Here is a 19,701-nt window from a genome sequence, read left to right on the forward strand (position 1 = left end):
CCCTTCTTGTCCATTTCCATTCATGAATAGATTAGAAAATATAATATAAGAATACTGCTAATAACAATACCATTGTCGGAACAATAACGCTTACCATAAAGATAGGTGCATACGCTCTTTTATGCGTTTCCCCACATATAGCACGTACGGTTGTCACCACGTATCCATTATGTGGAAGAGAATCGATACCACCAGAAGCTAATGCAGAAACACGATGCATATCACCTGTATCTAAGCCCTGCCCCATATAAATAGGTGCCAAAATTGGTAAAGCGATTCCTAACCCCCCGGATGCTGATCCTGTAATAGCACAAACAACTGTTACACCTATCGCCAATCCAAGTAATGGCGGGCCTGGTATACTAACAACAGCATCCACTACACTATCAAAAGCTGATACTTGTGCAGCAACACTACCAAAACCAACCACTGCACATGTGTTTGCAAGTGCAACCAACGAATTCTGAGTGCCTGTGGCAAGAGCTTCCCAAAATTCTTTAAGATATTTATTCATTGATAGACACGCTAAGAATATCCCGGTTGTCAATGCAATCAACAAGGAAGCAGTTGGATTGATAAACATCGACAAGATATTTAACAAGCCAATAACGACGATAAGTGGTAAAAAAGCTAAGATGACATTCGGTAGATCATTGGCCGTTTCTGTCTGTTGACTTTCCTGCTCTTCAGCAGCCAAAGCAGAAGCCGATTCTCCCTTTCCCTGCGAAATAGAATGGGGAAGGGAAAACGTTTCTCCTCTTTCAGACGCTTTTCTTACCATTCTACCAAGCCACAATCCCCCAGCGACCATAATTAGAAATGCACTAAGGACACCGATAAAACCACCAGCTGTTGGTGTCGTTCCAAAAAATTCAGTCGGAATAATATTTTGAATTTCTGGAGAACCCGGTGCAGTCATTGTAAACGATATTGACCCAAATACTAAAGCAGCAGGTATAAAACGATGTGGCAAATTTGCTGCCCTAAATAATGAAAGGGCTATTGGATATACCGCAAAGCCAACAACGAATAAACTCACCCCTCCATAGGTCATAATTGCCGCTGCGGCTACAACTGCAAACACTGCTCGCTTCGTTCCCAATGTACGTTTAATCCATTGTGCAATACTCTCAGCTGATTTTGTTTCCTGCATGATTTTCCCAAAAATAGCTCCAAGTAAAAAAACGAGAAACCATGAAGCAAAATAGTCCGTAAAACCAGACATATAATCATCCATAAGAGCAGTTCCTAAATTCATACCACCCGTCACAGCAACTACAATTGAACTGATAAGTGCTGCAATAATAATATTTATACCTTTCATGGTGAGATAAACAAGTAGCACCAATGATGCAATTAAACCAATCATCCCCAAGATATCCATGAAACTAATCCCCCATCCCTATCTCACTGTACGCTCTGTGGTGAACGCATACGAATAACAAACATAATAGAGTTCTTCAATTTCCATTTGCGTCGGAACTCGCGGATTATTCCCCGGGCTCCCACTTGCTAAAGCATCTTCAGACATTTTACTGATAGCGCTATCAAATTCTTGTTTATCGATGCCCCATTCACTAAGATTAGGGATGTTTAAATGTAAGCAAAGTTCTTTTACAGAGGAAACAGCTAAATCAGCAGCATCTTCATCTACATCGTTACTGGCTTCCGGTGAAAAAAATCTACCTAGATCAGCCAACCGTTTAATAGAAGCTTCCTTACTAAATTCTAATACTGCCGGTAAAAGCATTGCATTCGAATATCCATGAGGAACATGAAATAACGCGCCAATTGGTCTGGACATCCCATGCACTAAACACACGGAAGCATTCGAAAAAGCAATACCAGCCTGCAGGGAACCTAACGACATCGCCTCTCTTGCATCAATGTTTTCCCCATCATCATAAGCCGTCATGATATTCTCAACAATTAATTTCATTGCAGAAAGTGCAAGCATATCTGTCATCGGATGAGACTGCTTAGAAATGTAACTTTCAATTGCGTGACTTAGTGCATCTACCCCTGTTGCTGCAGTTACATGTTGTGGAGAAGACAGTGTCAGTAATGGATCAACAATAGCGACAACTGGCATAAATGCTGGTTGTTTTATCATCATTTTGACATCATTTGAGGTATTTGTGATCACCGTTGCATCGGTTGCCTCTGAACCAGTTCCCGCAGTCGTCGGAATTGCAATATGTGGAATTGGATCTGAATCAGCTAGCTTTTTCGCACCCATATAGTCCCCAATATAACCTCCATTTGTAGCTAAGACAGCGATTGCTTTTGCAGTATCAATACAACTTCCACCACCGAGAGAAATCACTATATCGCACTGTTCTTTTTTAAATATATCCAAGGCTTCCGCTACATAACTATCAGTTGGCTCTGATTCAACACCTAAATAAACGGTACTATCAACATTTTCTTTAGATAAAAAGCTACGGCAATCGCTTACATTTCCGAGATCATCCATTACTTTATCACTAATGATAAGCGCCTTTTTTCCTTTTGCTGCCGATTCTTCCCCCACTTTCTCAAATGCATGACGACCATAATTAATCGTCTGTGGCATGCGCAAAACAGCATACGTTTCCATTTTTTACACCCCTTTGTTTTTTTCGTCATATCTATATTTGCAAAAAGTATGCCAATTAAAAAAAGCCTTGTAACTAAACTTATTCAACTACATTGTGTATATTAATCACTACAGTTTAATTTTTTGTAGTGATATAACTACACTTTAATGAACTTCATATTTTTTTAGTTTTTGATATAAAGTGGTTCTATGAATACCAAGCTTTTCTGCGGCTTTTGACTTATTGCCCTTCGTCTCTTTTAATATCCTCTGTATTAGTTCTTTTTCTTTCTCATCACCGAGGTCTTTCATTTGTTTGATCAATGTCGCTTGTTCATACTGTGATGTTTCTTTTAAAATCTCGTTATCTATCATAATTTCGGGTAAATGGTGGGAATCAATGATATCCCCATCCACTAACACAACAATCTTTTCAATTGTATTCCTAAGTTCTCTTATATTGCCGTACCAATTATGATGGACAAATTTTGACATTGCCTCTGGAGTTATTGATTTTACCGGAATTTGATATGCCGTACAGATAGCATATAAATAATTTGAGACCAGTGGTGGAATGTCTTCTTTGCGCTTGCGAAGCGGTGATATCGGCAACTCAATAACATTTATTCGGTAAAAAAGGTCCTCACGAAAATCTCCCGCTTCTACCATCTCTTTTAAATGGCGATTGGTAGCTGCAATAATTCTCATATTCATTTCGTATTTCTCAATCCCACCGACACGTTCAAATTCCTTTTCCTGTAAAATTCGTAATAATTTTGTCTGCATCATAAGAGGCATTTCCGCAATTTCGTCTAAGAACAATGTTCCATTTTGGGCCAATTCAAATTTACCTGGCTTGCCACCCTTTTTTGCTCCAGTAAATGCTCCTTCTGCATAGCCAAATAATTCGGATTCAAATAAATGCTCTGGTATGGCACCACAATTTACACTGATAAACGGCCCTGCCGATAGTGCACTTAAATGGTGGATACCCTTTGCATACATTTCCTTACCTGTACCACTCTCCCCTGTTATTAACACGGTTGCTTTGGTTTTTGCAATTTTCCTTGCAAAACGCTTTGTAGTAGAGGTACTCTCACTGACACCAATAATCTGATCCAATGTCACGATGCTACTCTCTCCTCTTTGTTTAGAAAGAGAATGCTGTTCTTGTTTATTTGGAATCGTATTTTCCTGAAATCTTTCGTAGATTCGATACAACTCTGTAACACCCTCAAAAATAACCATACCAATCGCACCAATAACGTGATCGTTTTTCCAAATAGGAATCCGATGTACAATCATTGCCTGTCCCTGAATATATTGTACTGCTCCCCGTTCGGGCAACCCCGTTTTCACTGTATTATTTAAATTCGTATTGTCAATTATGTCCTGAACATGACTTCCAATAGCTACTTTTTTATCAATTCCTGTAAAACGACTATATGCTTTATTAAATTCTCTTACGATACCTTTTTCATCCACAACAGCAACCCCTTCATATGCACTATCTAAAATGACATTCAGGATTTCTGCTGTATGTTCAAGTTCCTTAACATACCAGGAAAGCCCTTTCAAAATTTCATTCTGTGATATAGTACCTACTAATCTATTCTGATCATCGATAACGGCAAAAAATGTATAGGATAAGGAGTAAATATCTAACAAGGAATCACGCGACCGGACAATAAAAAAGTTCTCTTTTGAAATACTGTTTACTACAGATGTTTCTTCATTTCCATGTAAAAAGCTATTTAAAATTATGCTAGCTGAAACCATTCCTACCGGCTTCATCCCTTCACTTACCACTGGAATCCAATCTCTATCTATTTTGTCTACCACTTGTGCTGCTTCTTTTATTGTTTTATCTATTGAAATAGATGTAGGGTTAGAGATCATCCATCTCTCTACCCTTAACATCTCTTCTTTCTCTACCATTTTATCTGAACGTTGGATGAAATCCTGAATCATATAACTTACCTCCTGTTTAGGACTAAAGATATTAATATAACTTTAGTATTTATAATAACATGTATTTGAAATATGATTGAAAGACATAAAAAAGAAGCGTTAAAACATGCTCCCTGAAGAGTTGAATTGATTCCATTCCATATTCCACTAAATGCATCCTTACTGCTTATTCAGTGTATGCTTATCAAATCCGGCAATTTTCTTATAACTCCCCGCTATATCCTCAAGTTCCTTCCGAGAAATTACTTCGTTTAAAGCGTCAAACCCATCAGGAGCACGCTCTTCTACAATTTGCATAACATGTTCTGGTCCATTCTTCCGGTTGCTTCTTACAATGTTGGCAGTATTAGTCAGTCGCATTTTTTCATATGATTTTAAAGCCAGTTCCACACTCGAGTGTTCCTTCATAGCCTGTCCTAATGCATCTGCATCAAGAATCGCTTGTGAAGCACCATTCGATCCTATTGGATACATCGGATGTGCTGCATCACCTAATAACGTCACTCTGCCGAACGACCACGCTGGCAGAGGGTCGCGATCCACCATTGGAAACTCATAGACTGCATCCGTATCTCGAATAAGTTGTGGCACATTTAACCATCCAAAGTCCCACTCTGCAAAGGCAGGAGCGAATTTCGCTTTATCTATTTTCCGGTTCCAATCAGCACGGGAGGGCATTTCCTTATCTACCGCTAGCTCCGCAATCCAGTTGATAAGTGTACGATCTCCTGAAACTTCCGGATCAACCGGATATGCGACAAATTTTTGATTCTGGAACCCAGCCATAATCATTGTTCTACTTGTTAAAAAAGAAGAAGCCTCTGTAAGGCCTCGCCATAAAATCCGTCCACTAAAGATCGGATCCCCTTCATCTGGATAAAAACATTTACGAACAACCGAATGAATGCCATCTGCTGCAATTATCATATCCGCCTCATAGGATCCTACAAATGCTCCTGTTTTTTTATCCTCAAAATGTGCCACCGTACAATCTGAGAAAGTATCAAATGAAATCAGGTGATGATTGGTTAACACTGCCTCTTCACCTAATTTCTCCTTGACAGCTTCCAAAAGTAGCATTTGCAGCCTACCTCGATGAATCGAATATTGCGGATAATGATAACCTGCATGCAATCCCCTTGGTTCTTGCCAAATCTTCTGACCGAACTTGTTAAAATAACAAAGTTCTGCTGTAGGCAAACCGATTGCTTCGAGTTTTTCCGCTAATCCAAGTTCCGTCAAAATACGGACAGCATGTGGCAATAGGTTGATTCCAACACCCAACGCTCGAATATTTTCTACACTTTCAAACACACGGACCTTTACACCGCTATAATGAAGCTTAAGCGCAGACACAAGCCCGCCAATTCCGCCTCCGACAATGATCGCCGTTTTCGTTTCAGACATAATGCTTCCCCCATGATGATATATTCTACTTTTTGTCTAATGCAGCCTTTTTACTTCTTCTCATTATCACATAAAAACTGAATTTTTCAAGAACAAAAAGTGTAATCGAGGAAAAGCTACATGCATTCTCGAAATCATACTTTCCCCACAAAGGTTTCTTACTCGATGATGTGGGAACTGGTACTGAAAATAGACATGGAGGAGACTTAGTTCCAGTGAACCTCTTCATCTAAATCCAAGATTTTGATGGAGCTTCCCCGTTCACAGACGATTGCTTTGTTCGATGGAACCGAGTCTTACATCATCGCCTAGGGCTTTATTTTATACTGTTCGGACAGGACCTTGCCCTACAGTCGAAATAATCTATTTATGCAGTTGAATGCAAACCCTTCTCGGGAAAGTTATTAAATAATCTTTCAAAACAAACACAATTATTTCCCAACACTATAGTAATCCAATAAAACATATCAAAAGTGCAGAGCTCCTACCCAACTCTGCACTTTTCGTCTTTTTCTTTTCAATTACAATCCAATAACGTTCTCGTTTTCCTCTTGATCAGCAAAGGTATTTTTTAATGCAAGGCTTCCAGCAACACAAATGATCAGATTAACCAGCAGCCCCCATAGTCCGCTAAAGATACCAAATGGTTCTATATTTGAGAATGTCATGATGGAAGAAATAATGGTGCCAACAAGCATGCCAACAAATACGGATTGGGTATGAAGCTGTTTCCAGTATAACCCTAAAATGAAAGCTGGGGCTATCTGAATAAGTAATTCAAATTTCAACACAAATATTTCATATAACGTTGCTGGAGGATACCAAGCAATAATTAGTAGAACCCCGACCGCAATAATTCCAGCGATTTTTCCTACCAAAATCTGTTTATGTTCACTGGCTTTCGGATTTACATAATCGCCGTACAAATCCTTAGAAATAACCGATGAAAGTGTTAATAGAACAGAATCAGCAGTAGATATGATAGCTGCAATAATTCCCCCAAACAGCAAAATCATTGCCCAATAGAAAAAAGCGTTTTGTGATGCAATGACATTTGCCATCATACCAACCAACTGTTCAGATTCCATTACATCCAACCCAGGAAATGCATTAATTCCAATAATACCCACTAATAGTATGACACCTGTCGTTATAAATGGCATCCATGCCATCCCAATGAATGCGTTTTTTAGGGTCTTTTCACTTTTGGCAGAAAAAACACGCTGTATGGCATGAGGATAAATTGCTGCACCGATACATGTAAGAATTAACATACTGAACCAGCCGGCTATTCCACCAGAATCTGGCACACCAAGCTTCTCGGGTGATAATGCAGCCATATAATCTGCAGAAGTAGGTAATCCTCCAAAATAGATAATCGAACCAATAACAAGGATAAACACACCCGCCAGAAGCGCAATTCCTTGCATCGTATCTGTATATGCCACAGCTCGCATTCCTCCTAGCCAGCTGTAAATAAGCATAATCACAATGAAGAAAACAACAGCAACTTGATAAGGTATAGTTCCACCAGTTAATCCCGAAACACCCTGTCCGACAGCTACTAGCTGCTCTAGGAGATAATTTCCTAAACCATAAAGCATGAGAAACGAACCTAAAATCGTTATCCCGTTCGATCGAAAGCGTTTCTTTAGCCAGTCCGATGGTGTTACAAAATGATGCTTCCTACTTAACACATATAGTCGTGGAGCGAATAATAAATAACCCACTAAAACGAGAATCATAAATGTGATGGATTGCATCCATTCAAAACCGATCCGATAACCTTGTGGAATATAACCAATGATCGTATTTCCACTATATTGGGTGGCATAAAATGTGAAAAATAGAACCATGACACTTAATCCCTTACCACCCAAATAATATTCTTCATTGCTTTCTCGAATTCTTCGGTTTCTCAAATATGTTATTAAACCTATCCCCAGCATAAGCAGGCCATAAACAACCATGATCAGAATACCAGACCAGCCGCCAAACGCTAAATCTTGCTTCATTATTTATCCTCCTTATGCGCGGATTCTTCCTCTTCTTCGGTTATCCATAAGTATTTAATCGCAAATGTAATGGTAACGGAAAAGGCAATGGAAACAAACAAGATGATCCAAGCCCAATATGGGATTCCCAGAAATAGTGGCTCATAGCTTCCTTCGGGCAAATACCAAGGTACGCTTAATAAAAATAAAATAGTGAATACAACCCACAGTTTCCAACTTTTGATTGGCTCCTTGATAAACCTCAACATATGGAATTCCTCCTGTGATTATGAAAGGGATCCAAATAAATCGGTCTTTGTTCCTCATATGCTAAGATGTCCTGTTCGACAGTCATCGTTAACTCAATATCATCAAGACCCTGCAAGAATTTATTTCGCGTATTGGGTTCAATGGAGAAAGTTATGGGATCTCTAACATCACTAGTTATGATCTGATTTTCTAAATCGACGGTTAATAGAAATGAAGGGGAGGACTTTTCCAATGAAAATAACTCCTCAATGATAGATTCCCCCAGTTCTATTAATAGAAGTCCGTTCTTGCTACTGTTACTTTTAAATATATCCGCAAATGATGGTGCTATAATGACACGAAATCCATAATCATATAGCGCCCAAACTGCATTTTCACGTGAAGAACCGCAACCAAAATTCTCACGTGTCAGTAATATAGAGGAGTCTTTGTATGATTCTTGATTTAATTTGAAATCCGTGATTCGGTTACCTTCATCATCGTACCTCCAGTAATACATCAAATGCTTGCCATACCCTGATCGTTCAATTCGTTTTAAAAACTCTGTAGGAATAATAATGTCTGTATCAATATCTGATTTGTTTATGGGGACAACAGATCCGGTATAATTGCGAATTGGCTTCATTAAATTTTCTCCCCTTTCTTGAAAACCCAATTTCGTGTATCTGTAAAGTGACCTGTTATTGCCGAAGCAGCTGCCATAGCAGGACTGACAAGATGAGTTCTGGCACCCTTTCCTTGTCTGCCTTCAAAATTTCTATTGGAGGTGGAGGCAATTCTTTCTCCAGGTTCGGCCATATCCGGATTCATACCCGGGCACATGCTACATCCCGGTTCCCTCCACTCAAAGCCAGCATTAATAAATACCTGATCGATTCCTTCCTCTTCTGCACGCCGCATGACATGATAAGATCCGGGCACCACTAATGCTGTGATTCCTTCAGCAACCTGGTAGCCCTCTATTATTTGGGCAGCACTTTGTAGATCCTCTAATCTGGCATTTGTACAAGAGCCAATGAATACTTTGTCTATCTTTATTTCTGACATTTTTGTATTCGGTTCCAATTCCATATATTCGAGTGCTGATTCTGCAGCCGTTTGTTTCACTGGATCCATCATCATTACCGGGTCAGGTATTTGCCCGCAAATAGATGTAACCTGACCAGGGTTTGTTCCCCAAGTGACCTGTGGCTCTAAATCCTCCATATTAATTGTAACTTCTTTATCATAGACAGCATCTGCATCACTGTATAACGCTTTCCAGTCGCGAACAGCCTGATGCCAAATTTCTCCCTTAGGGGAAAACGAGCGATTTTTCATATATTCAAATGTTTTTTCATCCGGAGCAATCATTCCGGAACGTGCTCCCGCTTCCAAAATCATATTACAAATCGTCATTCTTTCTTCCATCGACATCATTTCCACGGTACTTCCAGTAAATTCAACGATATGACCGGTAGCACCTTTGGTTCCGATTTCTCCGATTATTTTTAAAATGATATCCTTTCCGCTCACTCTTTCAGGCTTCTTTCCTTCAATTCGAATGTTCATGGTCTTTGGTTTATTCTGAGGAAGTGTTTGCGTTGCTAATACGTGTGTGATTTCACTAGAACCGATACCAAATGCCAATGCGCCAAACGCACCATGTGTTGATGTATGGCTGTCTCCGCACACAATGGTTTTGCCTGGCGTGGTTAATCCCAGCTCAGGACCAATAATATGCACAATCCCATTATCCGGGTGATCTAAATCATAAGCAGTGATACCAAATTCATTGCAATTCTTAATCAGATACTCTACTTGTTTTTTGGCAAGTATGTCTTTGATATTGTCCCGTTCTTTTGTAGGAACGTTATGATCAGCACTGGCAAATGTCAGATCCGGCCTTCGAACGGTTCGACCTTGTTCCCTTAATAATGAAAAAGCCTGCGGTGATGTCACATCATGAATTAGATGCAAGTCGATAAAAATCAATGGTTGTTCCAAATTTGTTTCAATAACATGCCTTTCCCATACTTTTTCAAACAACGTTTTTCCGCTCAATCTCATTTCCCCCTTTTAAAAATTCGATGCATCGTGAAGATCAGTTATCTTCCCAGCCTTGGCAACCTGGCCCGGCAAATCATGAGACAGAAGTTTACCAAGGTAGTGGGATGCATCAAGTAGCTTATCCAAATTTGCATTTAATTCGTAATCCATAAATTGGAGCATGTGCACGAGGTCTTCGGTGCAAATATTCCCTGTAGCTCCAGGCGCAAATGGGCATCCACCGACTCCGCCAAGTGATGCATCAAATCGCGTAACACCTGCCCTTATCCCTTCGATTACATTCGCAAGCCCCATCCCTCGCGTATTATGAAAATGTAGGGTAACATCCAGGTCGTGAAATCTGCTAATGACCTTTTTACACAGTTCATAGACTTGTTTCGGTGTTGCCATGCCGGTCGTGTCTGCAAGCGTGATTCCATTTGCCCCAAGTTCGCGGTATTTTTCAATAAGAGATAAAACCCTCCTTTCGGGGATACTTCCTTCAAATGGGCATCCAAATGAAGTACCTATGGATCCATTTATCAAGACGCGTTTGTCTTCTAAAAATGAAATGGTTTCACGGAACCCTTCAAACGTTTCTTCTGTCGATCGACCGACATTTTTCAGATTGTGCGTGTTACTAGCCGATACAAGCAAATTAACTTCATCCACATTGCAACTGACAGCCCGTTTTGCTCCCTTCAAATTCGGAATCAAAGCCGTATAAGTAACATCGGTGTTCCGTTTGATCATTTTCATTACTTCTTCGGCGTCCCTTAGATTTGGAACTGCCTTTGGAGATACGAACGAGGTAACTTCCATTTTATCCACTCCCGCATTACTAAGCTGGTTGATTAATTCTATCTTTTTAGGAGTTGGGATAAATGCATCTTCATTTTGAAGTCCATCTCTTGGTGCCACTTCCTGAATAAAAATCCGTTCCATACAACCTGCTTCCTTTCTTGAATGACGTTTTAGATAATTCCTTTTTCCTGAAGTTCTTTGATTTTCTCATCGTCCATATTCAGATAATCGGTTAATACAGTATTGGTATGCGCCCCAAGGTCAGGCCCTAACCAATTTGTCTTTCCAGGTGTTTTGCCCATTTTTGGAACGATGCCTGGAATTTTCAGAGAATCATGCTCATTTAGTTTAAAATCTTGAATCATTTCCCTCTGTTGATATTGCGGATCACTTACAATATCTTCAATATTATAAATTGGCCCTGCTGGTACTTTTGCCTCATCTAGCGTTTTCATAGCCGTATCCAAATCAACGCTTTTTGTCCAGGATTCGATAACTTCATCAAGAAAATCTGCTTGCTTTGAACGGCCTCTATTGTCTTGAAATTGGGCATCTTCTGCTAGATCTTCTCGTCCAATGGCATACATAAAGCGTTTGAAAATGGCATCTCCATTTGCACCAATAACAATATACTTTCCTTCTTTACACTGATACGTGTTTGACGGAGTAATGCCAGGTAATTTTGCACCGGTTCTTTCTCTGACTGCACCAAACTTATCGTATTCAGGCAGCATGGATTCCATCATACTGAAAACAGATTCATAGAGTGCCACATCAATCATCTGGCCTTCCCTAGTACCTTTCACATCTCGATGGTATACAGCCATAAGGGCTCCGATAACAGCATATAATGCAGTCAATGAATCCCCAATACTGATCCCGAGTCTTGGTGGCGGTAATTCCGGATATCCGGTTATATAACGAATCCCTCCCATGGACTCCCCGATACTGCCGAAACCTGCTTTATCACGATATGGTCCAGACTGCCCATATCCAGTGACCATGACCATAATCAGTTCGGGATTCACTTTTGAAAGTTCTTCGTAGCCCAGCCCCCATTTCTCAAGCGTGCCAGGTCGGAAGTTTTCGATAACAATATCTGCTTCTTTGGCCAGTGATTTTACAATTTCCTGTCCTTCCCCCGATTTAAGATCAATAGTCACGGACTTTTTGTTTCTTGCCTGCAGCGACCACCAAAGGGACTTTCCTTCATAAATATATCGCCAATCACGAAGCGGATCGCCTTTTCCAGGGGCCTCTACTTTGATAACATCCGCACCGAATTCTGCAAATAGCCTGCCAGCGAATGGACCTGCAATCAGGCTTCCTAGTTCTATAACTTTCAATCCTTCCAGTGGTGTACTCATTTGCTATCATCCTCTTCCCTTGATTTTTTTAAAAGTTTTTCCCATGCAGCTAAATCCTTTTGTATATGCCGCCTCATCGATAATTCCGCTTTTTCCTTCTCACCCTCGATGATGGCATCTGCTATTTCTCTATGCTCCTCAATAAAAACTCCCTTTCGTGCGAAATCCCCTAGAAGCACATTACGCATATAACTGTTTTTGGCACGAATCAGTTCCATGAATCGGATTAGTTGATTATTATCGGAGGCTTGAATAATACGTTCATGAAAGGTTGCATTTAATGTTGCGATCTTACTGTTCGTTTCTCTATTATGTAAAGCAGACGCCGTCTCATCGACAATCCGGATTAAATCATTTTTAGCGGCAGCTGTTATATGCTCAGCAGCCAGCCTCGCTCCCAATGGCTCTAGTCTATCCCTGCATAGATAAATATCGAGAACATCTTTAAACGTAGGGTTATAGGCATACACATGGGCTCCTTTTTGAATAAGCAAACCATCGTGAATCAGCATTCTTATTGCTTCTCTGATTGGCCCACGACTGATTCCAAGTTTTGTCGCCAAAGCGGTTTCTGTTAGTTTTTCTCCCGGTACAAATTCTTTCTCTAGTAAATTGCGCTGAATATGCTTGTACGCTTGGATATGAAAAGGCTCAGCCCTAATAATTTCATCCATTATATTTCTCCTTTGTCGGATTTTGAAAGCGATTTCAATATAGCATAAAATATTAACTGTAAATTGTCAACAGTTTACAAAAATTAAATTAGTTTGTATATTGAAATAACACTTGAATGTAATCGTATTTATCATCCTCTATCCTTCTTTGAAATCCACAACGCCACCTGCAATATCAAAGCTTCTCGAAACTTTCTTGGATCATACCCCGTCTCCTCTATAATTTTATGAAGTCTATAAATAAACGTATTTCGATGTACATACAAATCATCGGCTGCCTTTTGGATATTAAGGTCATTTGCTAAAAAGGCTTCCAATGTATTTGTCTTATTTTCGTCCAAATTTCCCAGGACACGATAAGAAAAGCGCTCTGTGATATCATCATTAACTTGATAAATTAAAGATTTTGCTTCAATTTCGGCAAAGGAAATAATTTCTTTTTCAGGTTCACTTATGTTCAATGTTATAGCACAGTCCAAATATGCCTGGCTGAATTCTTTCAATCTATAGAAAGGTAAACTATAGGCAATCCTAAAAACAACATTTCGTTTCTTCAATAAAGCATAAGTATTTTCGATTTTCCGTTTTATTTCTTCCTCTTCTAAACCGGAAATCGCGACAATTAATCGATTTACGTTAATAAATGCAACTATTCCATTTCCATCCCCAATCGTTTCCTCCAATTTTTGAATCAATTTCTGGTTTGTGATTGATCGTTTTGTTATTTGTATAACCATTGTCGTAAAAGGGGGACCAAAATCAATTTGGAGCAAACTGAGTCCCCTGTCAATCTCGCTAAACGAAGGTTCCTTTTTCATCAACTGTTCCATGATCATTTCTTTTGTTCGTTGCTTCCATTCCATTTGCGAGACGACAAATTCCTGCCTGATCATAAGTTCTGTGGTCATTTTCACCAATTCTCCAACATCCCCCATTTCAGCAGGGTCCCCTGTAATGCCGATGACACCAATTATTTCCCCCTGAAAAACGATGGGAAGATTGACACCAGGCTGTGTTCCAGTCCATGATTCCTGCTCAGCAGAAATAACTTGGGTTTCACCACTTTGCAGAACCTCTAACGCTCCTTCGTGAAAAGAACCTATTCTGGAATTGTCACGTGTAGCGATAATTATTCCTTCCGTATTCATGATATTAACGTTTCGGTGAAGACGAATCGACGTTTCTTCCACAATTGAATTTGCAATTTTTTGATTTAACATCTTCATTCCATTCTACTCCTTGGTTATAGTATATAATTTATAGTTAAAATTCCTTCTTATTTTCGTATGTTATAACCATAGACATGTCTCGTCAAGATTCTTATACTATTATAATAGATGTTGAAAGCGATTACTGTAGGGGGATTATATGAAAATCATTATTGCACCAGACTCATTTAAAGGAAGTCTTACAGCAATAGAAGCAGCACAAGCCATAGATAGAGGAGTGAAAAAAGCCTTTTATGACGCAGAAACAGTGTTACTGCCTGTGGCTGATGGCGGGGAAGGGAGCATGGAAACCCTAGTTTCAGCTACCGATGGGAAAATAAAACATACCCCGGTTATTGGGCCATTAGGCAATAAGGTAGAAGCAGCTTATGGCGTATTGGGGGACGGTAAAACATGCGTGATTGAAATGGCTACAGCATCAGGGTTAAATCTCATTCCTGAAGGAAATCTTTCTCCGTTACAGGCAACTACTTACGGTACTGGACAATTAATAAAACAAGCACTAGATGATGGATTTTCTTCTTTTATTATCGGTGTTGGAGGATCAGCGACAAACGATGGTGGGGCTGGAATGCTGCAAGCTCTAGGTCTACAGCTTTTAAACGAAAACGGGCATGAAATCGGTTACGGTGGCGGTGAACTAAATCGCATGAAGCAAATAGACATGAGATATTTCGATAAACGAATCAAAGACTGCTCCTTTAGGATTGCGTCTGATGTACAAAATCCGCTTACCGGAGTAAATGGAGCTTCCGCTATTTTTGGTCCGCAAAAAGGGGCAACAGCTGCAGAAGTCGCATTGCTGGATGAAAATCTAATGCATTGGGCGAATAAAGTTGAAAAAACAACAGGTATAAAACTACATGACCTTCCAGGTGCCGGCGCTGCCGGTGGTATAGGAGGAGCATTTCAGGCCTTTTTTCCAGGCGATATGAAGCGCGGAATAGACGTAGTTCTAGACTATATAAAACTGGATGAAAAGGTAATAGATGCCGACCTTGTGATTACCGGAGAAGGTCAAATTGACAGCCAAACAGCTTCCGGAAAAACCCCAATGGGAGTCGCACAGGCAGCGAAAAAAAGAAATGTTCCAACTATAATGATTGCTGGGTCTATTGGTAAAGGATTTGAAGTACTCTACGATTTTGGAGTAGTAAGTGCCAACAGTATTATCAATAGACCTATGCCTTTAGAGGAAGCGATTGAACGTGCGGAAGAATTGGTTGAATGGAGTGCTGAACAAGTTGTGCGGTCTTATTTTTTCCAGAAACTAAATAATAATGGGAGGTTAAACACATGAGAATAAAAGAGTCAGTCGAAAAAGTTCCAGGTGGATTAATGGTAGTTCCGCTTCTTCTAGGGACAACACTAAATACAATTGATCAATTACATATCCCATTTGTAATGGATATTCTAAAAGCACTCGGTGCACCAGAAACAGAAGAAGGATATTATGAATTTTTACAAATCGGCGGATTTTCTCAAGAACTTTTTAAAGATAGTTCACTCGTCCTTATCGCCTTGTTCTTATTTTGTGTTGGTAGTCAGATGAATTTAAAAATTGGTGGAAGAGCTTTAAAAAAAGGGGCCCTTATCACCACATCAAAATATCTTGGCGGTCTGGGAGTTGGAATGGCATACGGATTTTTCTTTGACCCATGGAGCGGAATACTGGGCTTATCCACTTTAGCAATTGTAGCCGGTATGACAAACAGTAACAGTGGGATGTATGCCGCTTTAACCGGACAATATGGGAATAGATCCGATGTGGGAGGGTTGTCCATTCTCGCTATTAACGATGGCCCCTTTCTAACCCTGGTATCATTGGGGGTTATAGGAACTGCCTTCCCGGTGATTTCCTTTATTGCTGTATTATTACCAATCGGAATCGGAATGATATTGGGTAATCTAGATCCAAAAATACGTGAATTTCTGGCTCCAGGTGAAACAATAACTATACCATTCTTTGCATTCTCATTAGGAGCTGGTATGAATTTAGCAGACTTCTTTAATGCTTCTGTCCTTGCTGGCGGATTAGTAATCGCTGTTCTTACCTTTGTCATTTCAAGTGGACTAGGGATCTTTACATTTAAACTTTTCAAGGAAAAAAGTTATATTGCTCCAGTTGCTGAGGCTTCTACAGCAGGAAATGCTACCGCAACGCCTCCAGCAGTTGCCTCAGCTGCTTCCGTAGCAGCAGGTTCAGGAGCTATGACGGCAGCAGAATATGAGGTGATACAGGATATTGTTCCGATTGCTACTGCACAAATATCCATAGCAACTATAACAACATCACTACTGTGTCCCCTTGGAGTAATTCTGGTAGATAGATACCAAAGGAAAAGAGGAATTGATGCAACTCGAGAAGACCTAGGAATAAAGAAAGAGAAAAATGAAGAGGAAGCAAAACATGCTGCAAATAAATAATTCTTTTTCATTTCAAAAAGGTAAGCGTTATCCTATAATAATATTAAATACGACCAAGGAGTGGAATACAGAATGAACACAGAAGTCCTCTACGGAAAAGAAGGACTAACCATAGACTTACCGGAAAACACTTATATTATTGAACCCAAAAATATACCTAAACTGGAAAATGACAAGGCCGCAATAAAGGAAAACTTAAGAAACCCCATTGGCTCACGACCACTAAAAGAATCGGTGAAGAAATCAGACACGGTCTCCATCGTAATCAGTGATATCACGAGGCCAACACCGAATCATATTTTAGTTCCCTTATTAATAGAAGAACTCGATCATGTCCCCTTGGAAAACTTCGTCATTATCAATGGAACAGGAACGCACCGCGATCAAACGCGGGAAGAATTTGTACAGATGCTAGGGGAATGGATCGTGGATAACATTCGAATCGTCAATAATCACTGTCATGACAAAGATTCATTAGTGAATGTTGGAAAGAGTAAATTCGGCTGTGATGTATATCTGAATAAAGATTATGTGAAATCAGACTTTCGAATCGTAACAGGGTTTATCGAACCACACTTTTTCGCAGGATTCTCTGGTGGCCCAAAGGGAATGATGCCTGGCATAGCTGGCATTGAGACTATCATGACCTTTCATAATGCAAGAATGATTGGCGATCCGCTAGCAACTTGGGGAAATATGGAGAATAATCCTGTTCAGGATATGACGCGTGAAGTTAACGGAATGTGCAAACCGGATTTTATGTTAAATGTTACATTAAATCGTGAAAAAGAAATTACAGCAGTTTTTGCCGGCGAGCTTTATGAAGCACACAACAGAGGGTGCGAATTCGCTAAAGAGCATGCCATGACCCGTTGCGAGGAACGATTTGACGTCGTGATTACTTCTAATTCTGGTTATCCCCTCGATCAAAATTTATATCAGGCAGTAAAAGGGATGAGTGCTGCACATAAAATTGTAAAAGAAGACGGCGCTATCATTGTCGCATCTGAATGTTCGGATGGTCTGCCCGATCATGGAAATTATTCCAAGATCTTTGATATGGCCGACAGCCCACAAGGGTTACTGGACATGATCAATGATCCTAACTTTAAAATGTTTGATCAATGGCAGGTACAAAAGCAGGCCGTTATTCAAGTTTGGGCTGACGTATATGTGTATTCCAAACTAACTGATGAACAGGTAGAAGGAACGATGCTAAAACCGACATATGATATTGAGAAAACGATAGAAGATTTAAAGAAAACGTATGGTGCGGATATGCGTATTGCTGTTTTGCCGTTGGGACCTTTAACGATACCGTATGTGGAAGAATAATATGCTTGTAAATAGTAGGCAGTGACATTATGTGAATGTGAAGAATGTTTTAGGACATTCGGGAGGTACTGAATCTCTAGAATATTTGCAGATATAACCATTACAAACATCGTTTTTTATTGGGGGCAACTAGCCATCATTGCCCCCTTTTTTATAATCATTGTACTTCACTTAATCATTTCTATCCTAGCCATACCCATGTCTGCATATAAACCTGCACCATGACATAAATCACCACTGCATACTTCCAATTAAACACAACCCCGTTCTTAAACCCGCTTAATCCATTCGACCCACTTAACATAATTAGCGGCATAATCAACGGGGAAAGTAAAATCGAAATAGCACTCCCAGAAGTAATGGCCAGGACAATTAGTTCAGGTGGATATGGAAGATGTATAGACTCCAATATCCCCCAACCAAAACCATGACAGTTAATGGACCCAAGCCAAAGAAACCCAGTAAGATCACCATAAATGGCAAAATATGCAATACATTGATATAAGGTAGTGACTCCTGAAAGGAATAAAGACCATTCACCATTAAATCTACAAAACTCGTCTGCGTCAAACCATAGATCAACATTCCAGCTCCCAACATGACACAGAGCTGATATGCTTGTGGGATCGTATCATTTTGTGCATAACTTTTTGCTTCAGCAGCCAATTTATTTAGTCGTCTTTTTACCACATAGTAAGTTACAATCCATACCATGACCACCAAAGGAATGAGAATAAGAAGTTCCACATCGACCGTTGCATACAATAAGAATATCAAGCCAAACAAACTTGTGAATAAGAAAATAAACTCCTTCACAAGCCGGTTTGTCACTTTTTTGCTTTCCGAATGGCGCAGGACGTCATCAATTTCTTCCTGAAGTCCTGCAGTCAAATCTACGCCATACTTTCGTTCCTCATATTTCGAAAAAATAAGTGCTACGATGATACCAACTATCGAAATCATCAATCCTTGGAAAATGGAAATGCTGAGGGAAGCACCCATGATTTCCACAACAAAAGCAAAACTCGGAATCGTGATCACCCACATGACAGAAAGCGAAAAGCCCCTCAATACTGCTGTTCCTTTGAAGTGTTCCCAAGGTTCTCCCTTCTCATCTTTTAACAACCAATTCTCCAACTGGTGCATCATCGGGATCGCACCAAACATAAGAAAATAGGCGATAATTTGGGTCAAAGAAACAATACTAAAATAAAATTTACGACTTGTGCCAATAAGCTTATGTGCAGCTGCCATAATTGCTTCTAAATACGGTTCACCACGCAGTACCCAGCCAATCATTGGTATGACAACAATCAAACCAATCATATTCCGCATTTGCAGGACACCATTCACAAGGCCGACAAAAAATGGTGCATTCGAAAAAAGTAAAATGATTAAACCAACAAGAAATAAAGAAAGTGGCATTTTGATCTTTTTCGGTGTATAAATAAGAATGGAAAATACAAACAAACCGACCCCACTTATAGCTAGTAAATCAAGTAAAAATGTTTTTTCATAAAAGTATGTAAAAAAGTGCAAAAGAGTAAAACTGAAAATCGATGTTACCAGTCCCCACTTGTAAAACCTCTTCATCGAAATACCCCTAACCATGCAATT

The 19,701-nt window shown here is 39.8% G+C and carries 17 protein-coding genes; 3 read left to right on the forward strand and 14 right to left on the reverse strand.

Features of this window, described 5'->3' with window-relative positions; all coding sequences use genetic code 11:
* Positions 1-31: 31 nt before the first annotated feature.
* The 12 genes from KFZ56_RS14835 to KFZ56_RS14890 all read right to left on the reverse strand — a co-directional run bounded on the left by KFZ56_RS14835 (position 32) and on the right by KFZ56_RS14890 (position 14,319).
* Complete coding sequence (locus KFZ56_RS14835) at positions 32-1,384, reverse strand: GntP family permease (RefSeq protein WP_222642730.1); 1,353 nt, start codon at positions 1,382-1,384, stop codon at positions 32-34.
* Between the two features lie 18 nt (positions 1,385-1,402).
* Complete coding sequence (locus tag KFZ56_RS14840) at positions 1,403-2,599, reverse strand: iron-containing alcohol dehydrogenase (protein WP_222642732.1); 1,197 nt, start codon at positions 2,597-2,599, stop codon at positions 1,403-1,405.
* Between the two features lie 144 nt (positions 2,600-2,743).
* Positions 2,744-4,549, reverse strand: coding sequence for a sigma-54-dependent Fis family transcriptional regulator (locus KFZ56_RS14845; protein WP_255585160.1), 1,806 nt, complete (start codon positions 4,547-4,549; stop codon positions 2,744-2,746).
* Positions 4,550-4,708: 159 nt separating this feature from the next.
* Complete coding sequence (locus KFZ56_RS14850) at positions 4,709-5,956, reverse strand: flavin-dependent oxidoreductase (RefSeq protein ID WP_222642735.1); 1,248 nt, start codon at positions 5,954-5,956, stop codon at positions 4,709-4,711.
* A gap of 521 nt (positions 5,957-6,477) precedes the next feature.
* Positions 6,478-7,971 carry a sodium:solute symporter family protein gene (locus KFZ56_RS14855; RefSeq protein ID WP_222642736.1) on the reverse strand — a complete coding sequence of 498 codons (1,494 nt, stop codon included), beginning with the start codon at positions 7,969-7,971 and terminating at the stop codon, positions 6,478-6,480.
* Complete coding sequence (locus KFZ56_RS14860; RefSeq protein WP_222642738.1) at positions 7,971-8,219, reverse strand: hypothetical protein; 249 nt, start codon at positions 8,217-8,219, stop codon at positions 7,971-7,973. Before KFZ56_RS14860 ends, KFZ56_RS14855 begins: the two co-directional genes overlap by 1 nt.
* Complete coding sequence (gene leuD / locus KFZ56_RS14865) at positions 8,213-8,845, reverse strand: 3-isopropylmalate dehydratase small subunit (RefSeq protein WP_222642740.1); 633 nt, start codon at positions 8,843-8,845, stop codon at positions 8,213-8,215. The genes KFZ56_RS14860 and leuD overlap by 7 nt, the downstream gene beginning before the upstream one ends.
* Complete coding sequence (gene leuC / locus KFZ56_RS14870; protein ID WP_255585161.1) at positions 8,845-10,263, reverse strand: 3-isopropylmalate dehydratase large subunit; 1,419 nt, start codon at positions 10,261-10,263, stop codon at positions 8,845-8,847. Before leuC ends, leuD begins: the two co-directional genes overlap by 1 nt.
* Positions 10,264-10,278: 15 nt before the next feature.
* A complete protein-coding gene (locus KFZ56_RS14875) occupies positions 10,279-11,193 on the reverse strand; it encodes a hydroxymethylglutaryl-CoA lyase (protein ID WP_222642743.1) in 915 nt (304 codons plus the stop codon).
* Between the two features lie 29 nt (positions 11,194-11,222).
* On the reverse strand, positions 11,223-12,419 hold the full coding sequence (locus KFZ56_RS14880; protein WP_222642744.1) for a CaiB/BaiF CoA transferase family protein: 1,197 nt from the start codon (positions 12,417-12,419) through the stop codon (positions 11,223-11,225).
* Positions 12,416-13,093, reverse strand: coding sequence for a GntR family transcriptional regulator (locus KFZ56_RS14885; RefSeq protein ID WP_222642745.1), 678 nt, complete (start codon positions 13,091-13,093; stop codon positions 12,416-12,418). Before KFZ56_RS14885 ends, KFZ56_RS14880 begins: the two co-directional genes overlap by 4 nt.
* A gap of 131 nt (positions 13,094-13,224) precedes the next feature.
* Complete coding sequence (locus tag KFZ56_RS14890; RefSeq protein ID WP_222642746.1) at positions 13,225-14,319, reverse strand: CdaR family transcriptional regulator; 1,095 nt, start codon at positions 14,317-14,319, stop codon at positions 13,225-13,227.
* 142 nt (positions 14,320-14,461) lie between these two features.
* Between KFZ56_RS14890 and KFZ56_RS14895 the strand changes: the two genes are divergently transcribed.
* From KFZ56_RS14895 to larA, 3 genes are all read left to right on the forward strand, one after another.
* Positions 14,462-15,622 (forward strand): glycerate kinase, encoded by a 1,161-nt coding sequence (locus tag KFZ56_RS14895; protein WP_222642747.1) that lies wholly within the window; start codon positions 14,462-14,464, stop codon positions 15,620-15,622.
* Entirely contained in the window at positions 15,619-16,749 is a 1,131-nt protein-coding gene (locus tag KFZ56_RS14900; RefSeq protein ID WP_222642748.1) for a 2-keto-3-deoxygluconate permease, read from the forward strand. The genes KFZ56_RS14895 and KFZ56_RS14900 overlap by 4 nt, the downstream gene beginning before the upstream one ends.
* Positions 16,750-16,821: 72 nt before the next feature.
* The gene (gene larA / locus KFZ56_RS14905) at positions 16,822-18,084 is read left to right on the forward strand and encodes a nickel-dependent lactate racemase (protein ID WP_222642749.1); all 1,263 of its coding nucleotides are present in this window, start codon (positions 16,822-16,824) and stop codon (positions 18,082-18,084) included.
* A gap of 181 nt (positions 18,085-18,265) precedes the next feature.
* On the opposite strand, the gene KFZ56_RS19630 is transcribed toward larA, so the two are convergent.
* Together KFZ56_RS19630 and KFZ56_RS14910 are read right to left on the reverse strand one after the other, a co-directional pair.
* Entirely contained in the window at positions 18,266-18,493 is a 228-nt protein-coding gene (locus tag KFZ56_RS19630) for a hypothetical protein (protein ID WP_255585162.1), read from the reverse strand.
* Positions 18,457-19,677 carry a hypothetical protein gene (locus KFZ56_RS14910; protein WP_255585163.1) on the reverse strand — a complete coding sequence of 407 codons (1,221 nt, stop codon included), beginning with the start codon at positions 19,675-19,677 and terminating at the stop codon, positions 18,457-18,459. The genes KFZ56_RS19630 and KFZ56_RS14910 overlap by 37 nt, the downstream gene beginning before the upstream one ends.
* Between the last annotated feature and the right edge of the window lie 24 nt (positions 19,678-19,701).

Source organism: Virgibacillus sp. NKC19-3 (assembly GCF_019837165.1).
GTDB classification, from domain to species: Bacteria; Bacillota; Bacilli; order Bacillales; family Amphibacillaceae; genus Virgibacillus_L; species Virgibacillus_L saliphilus.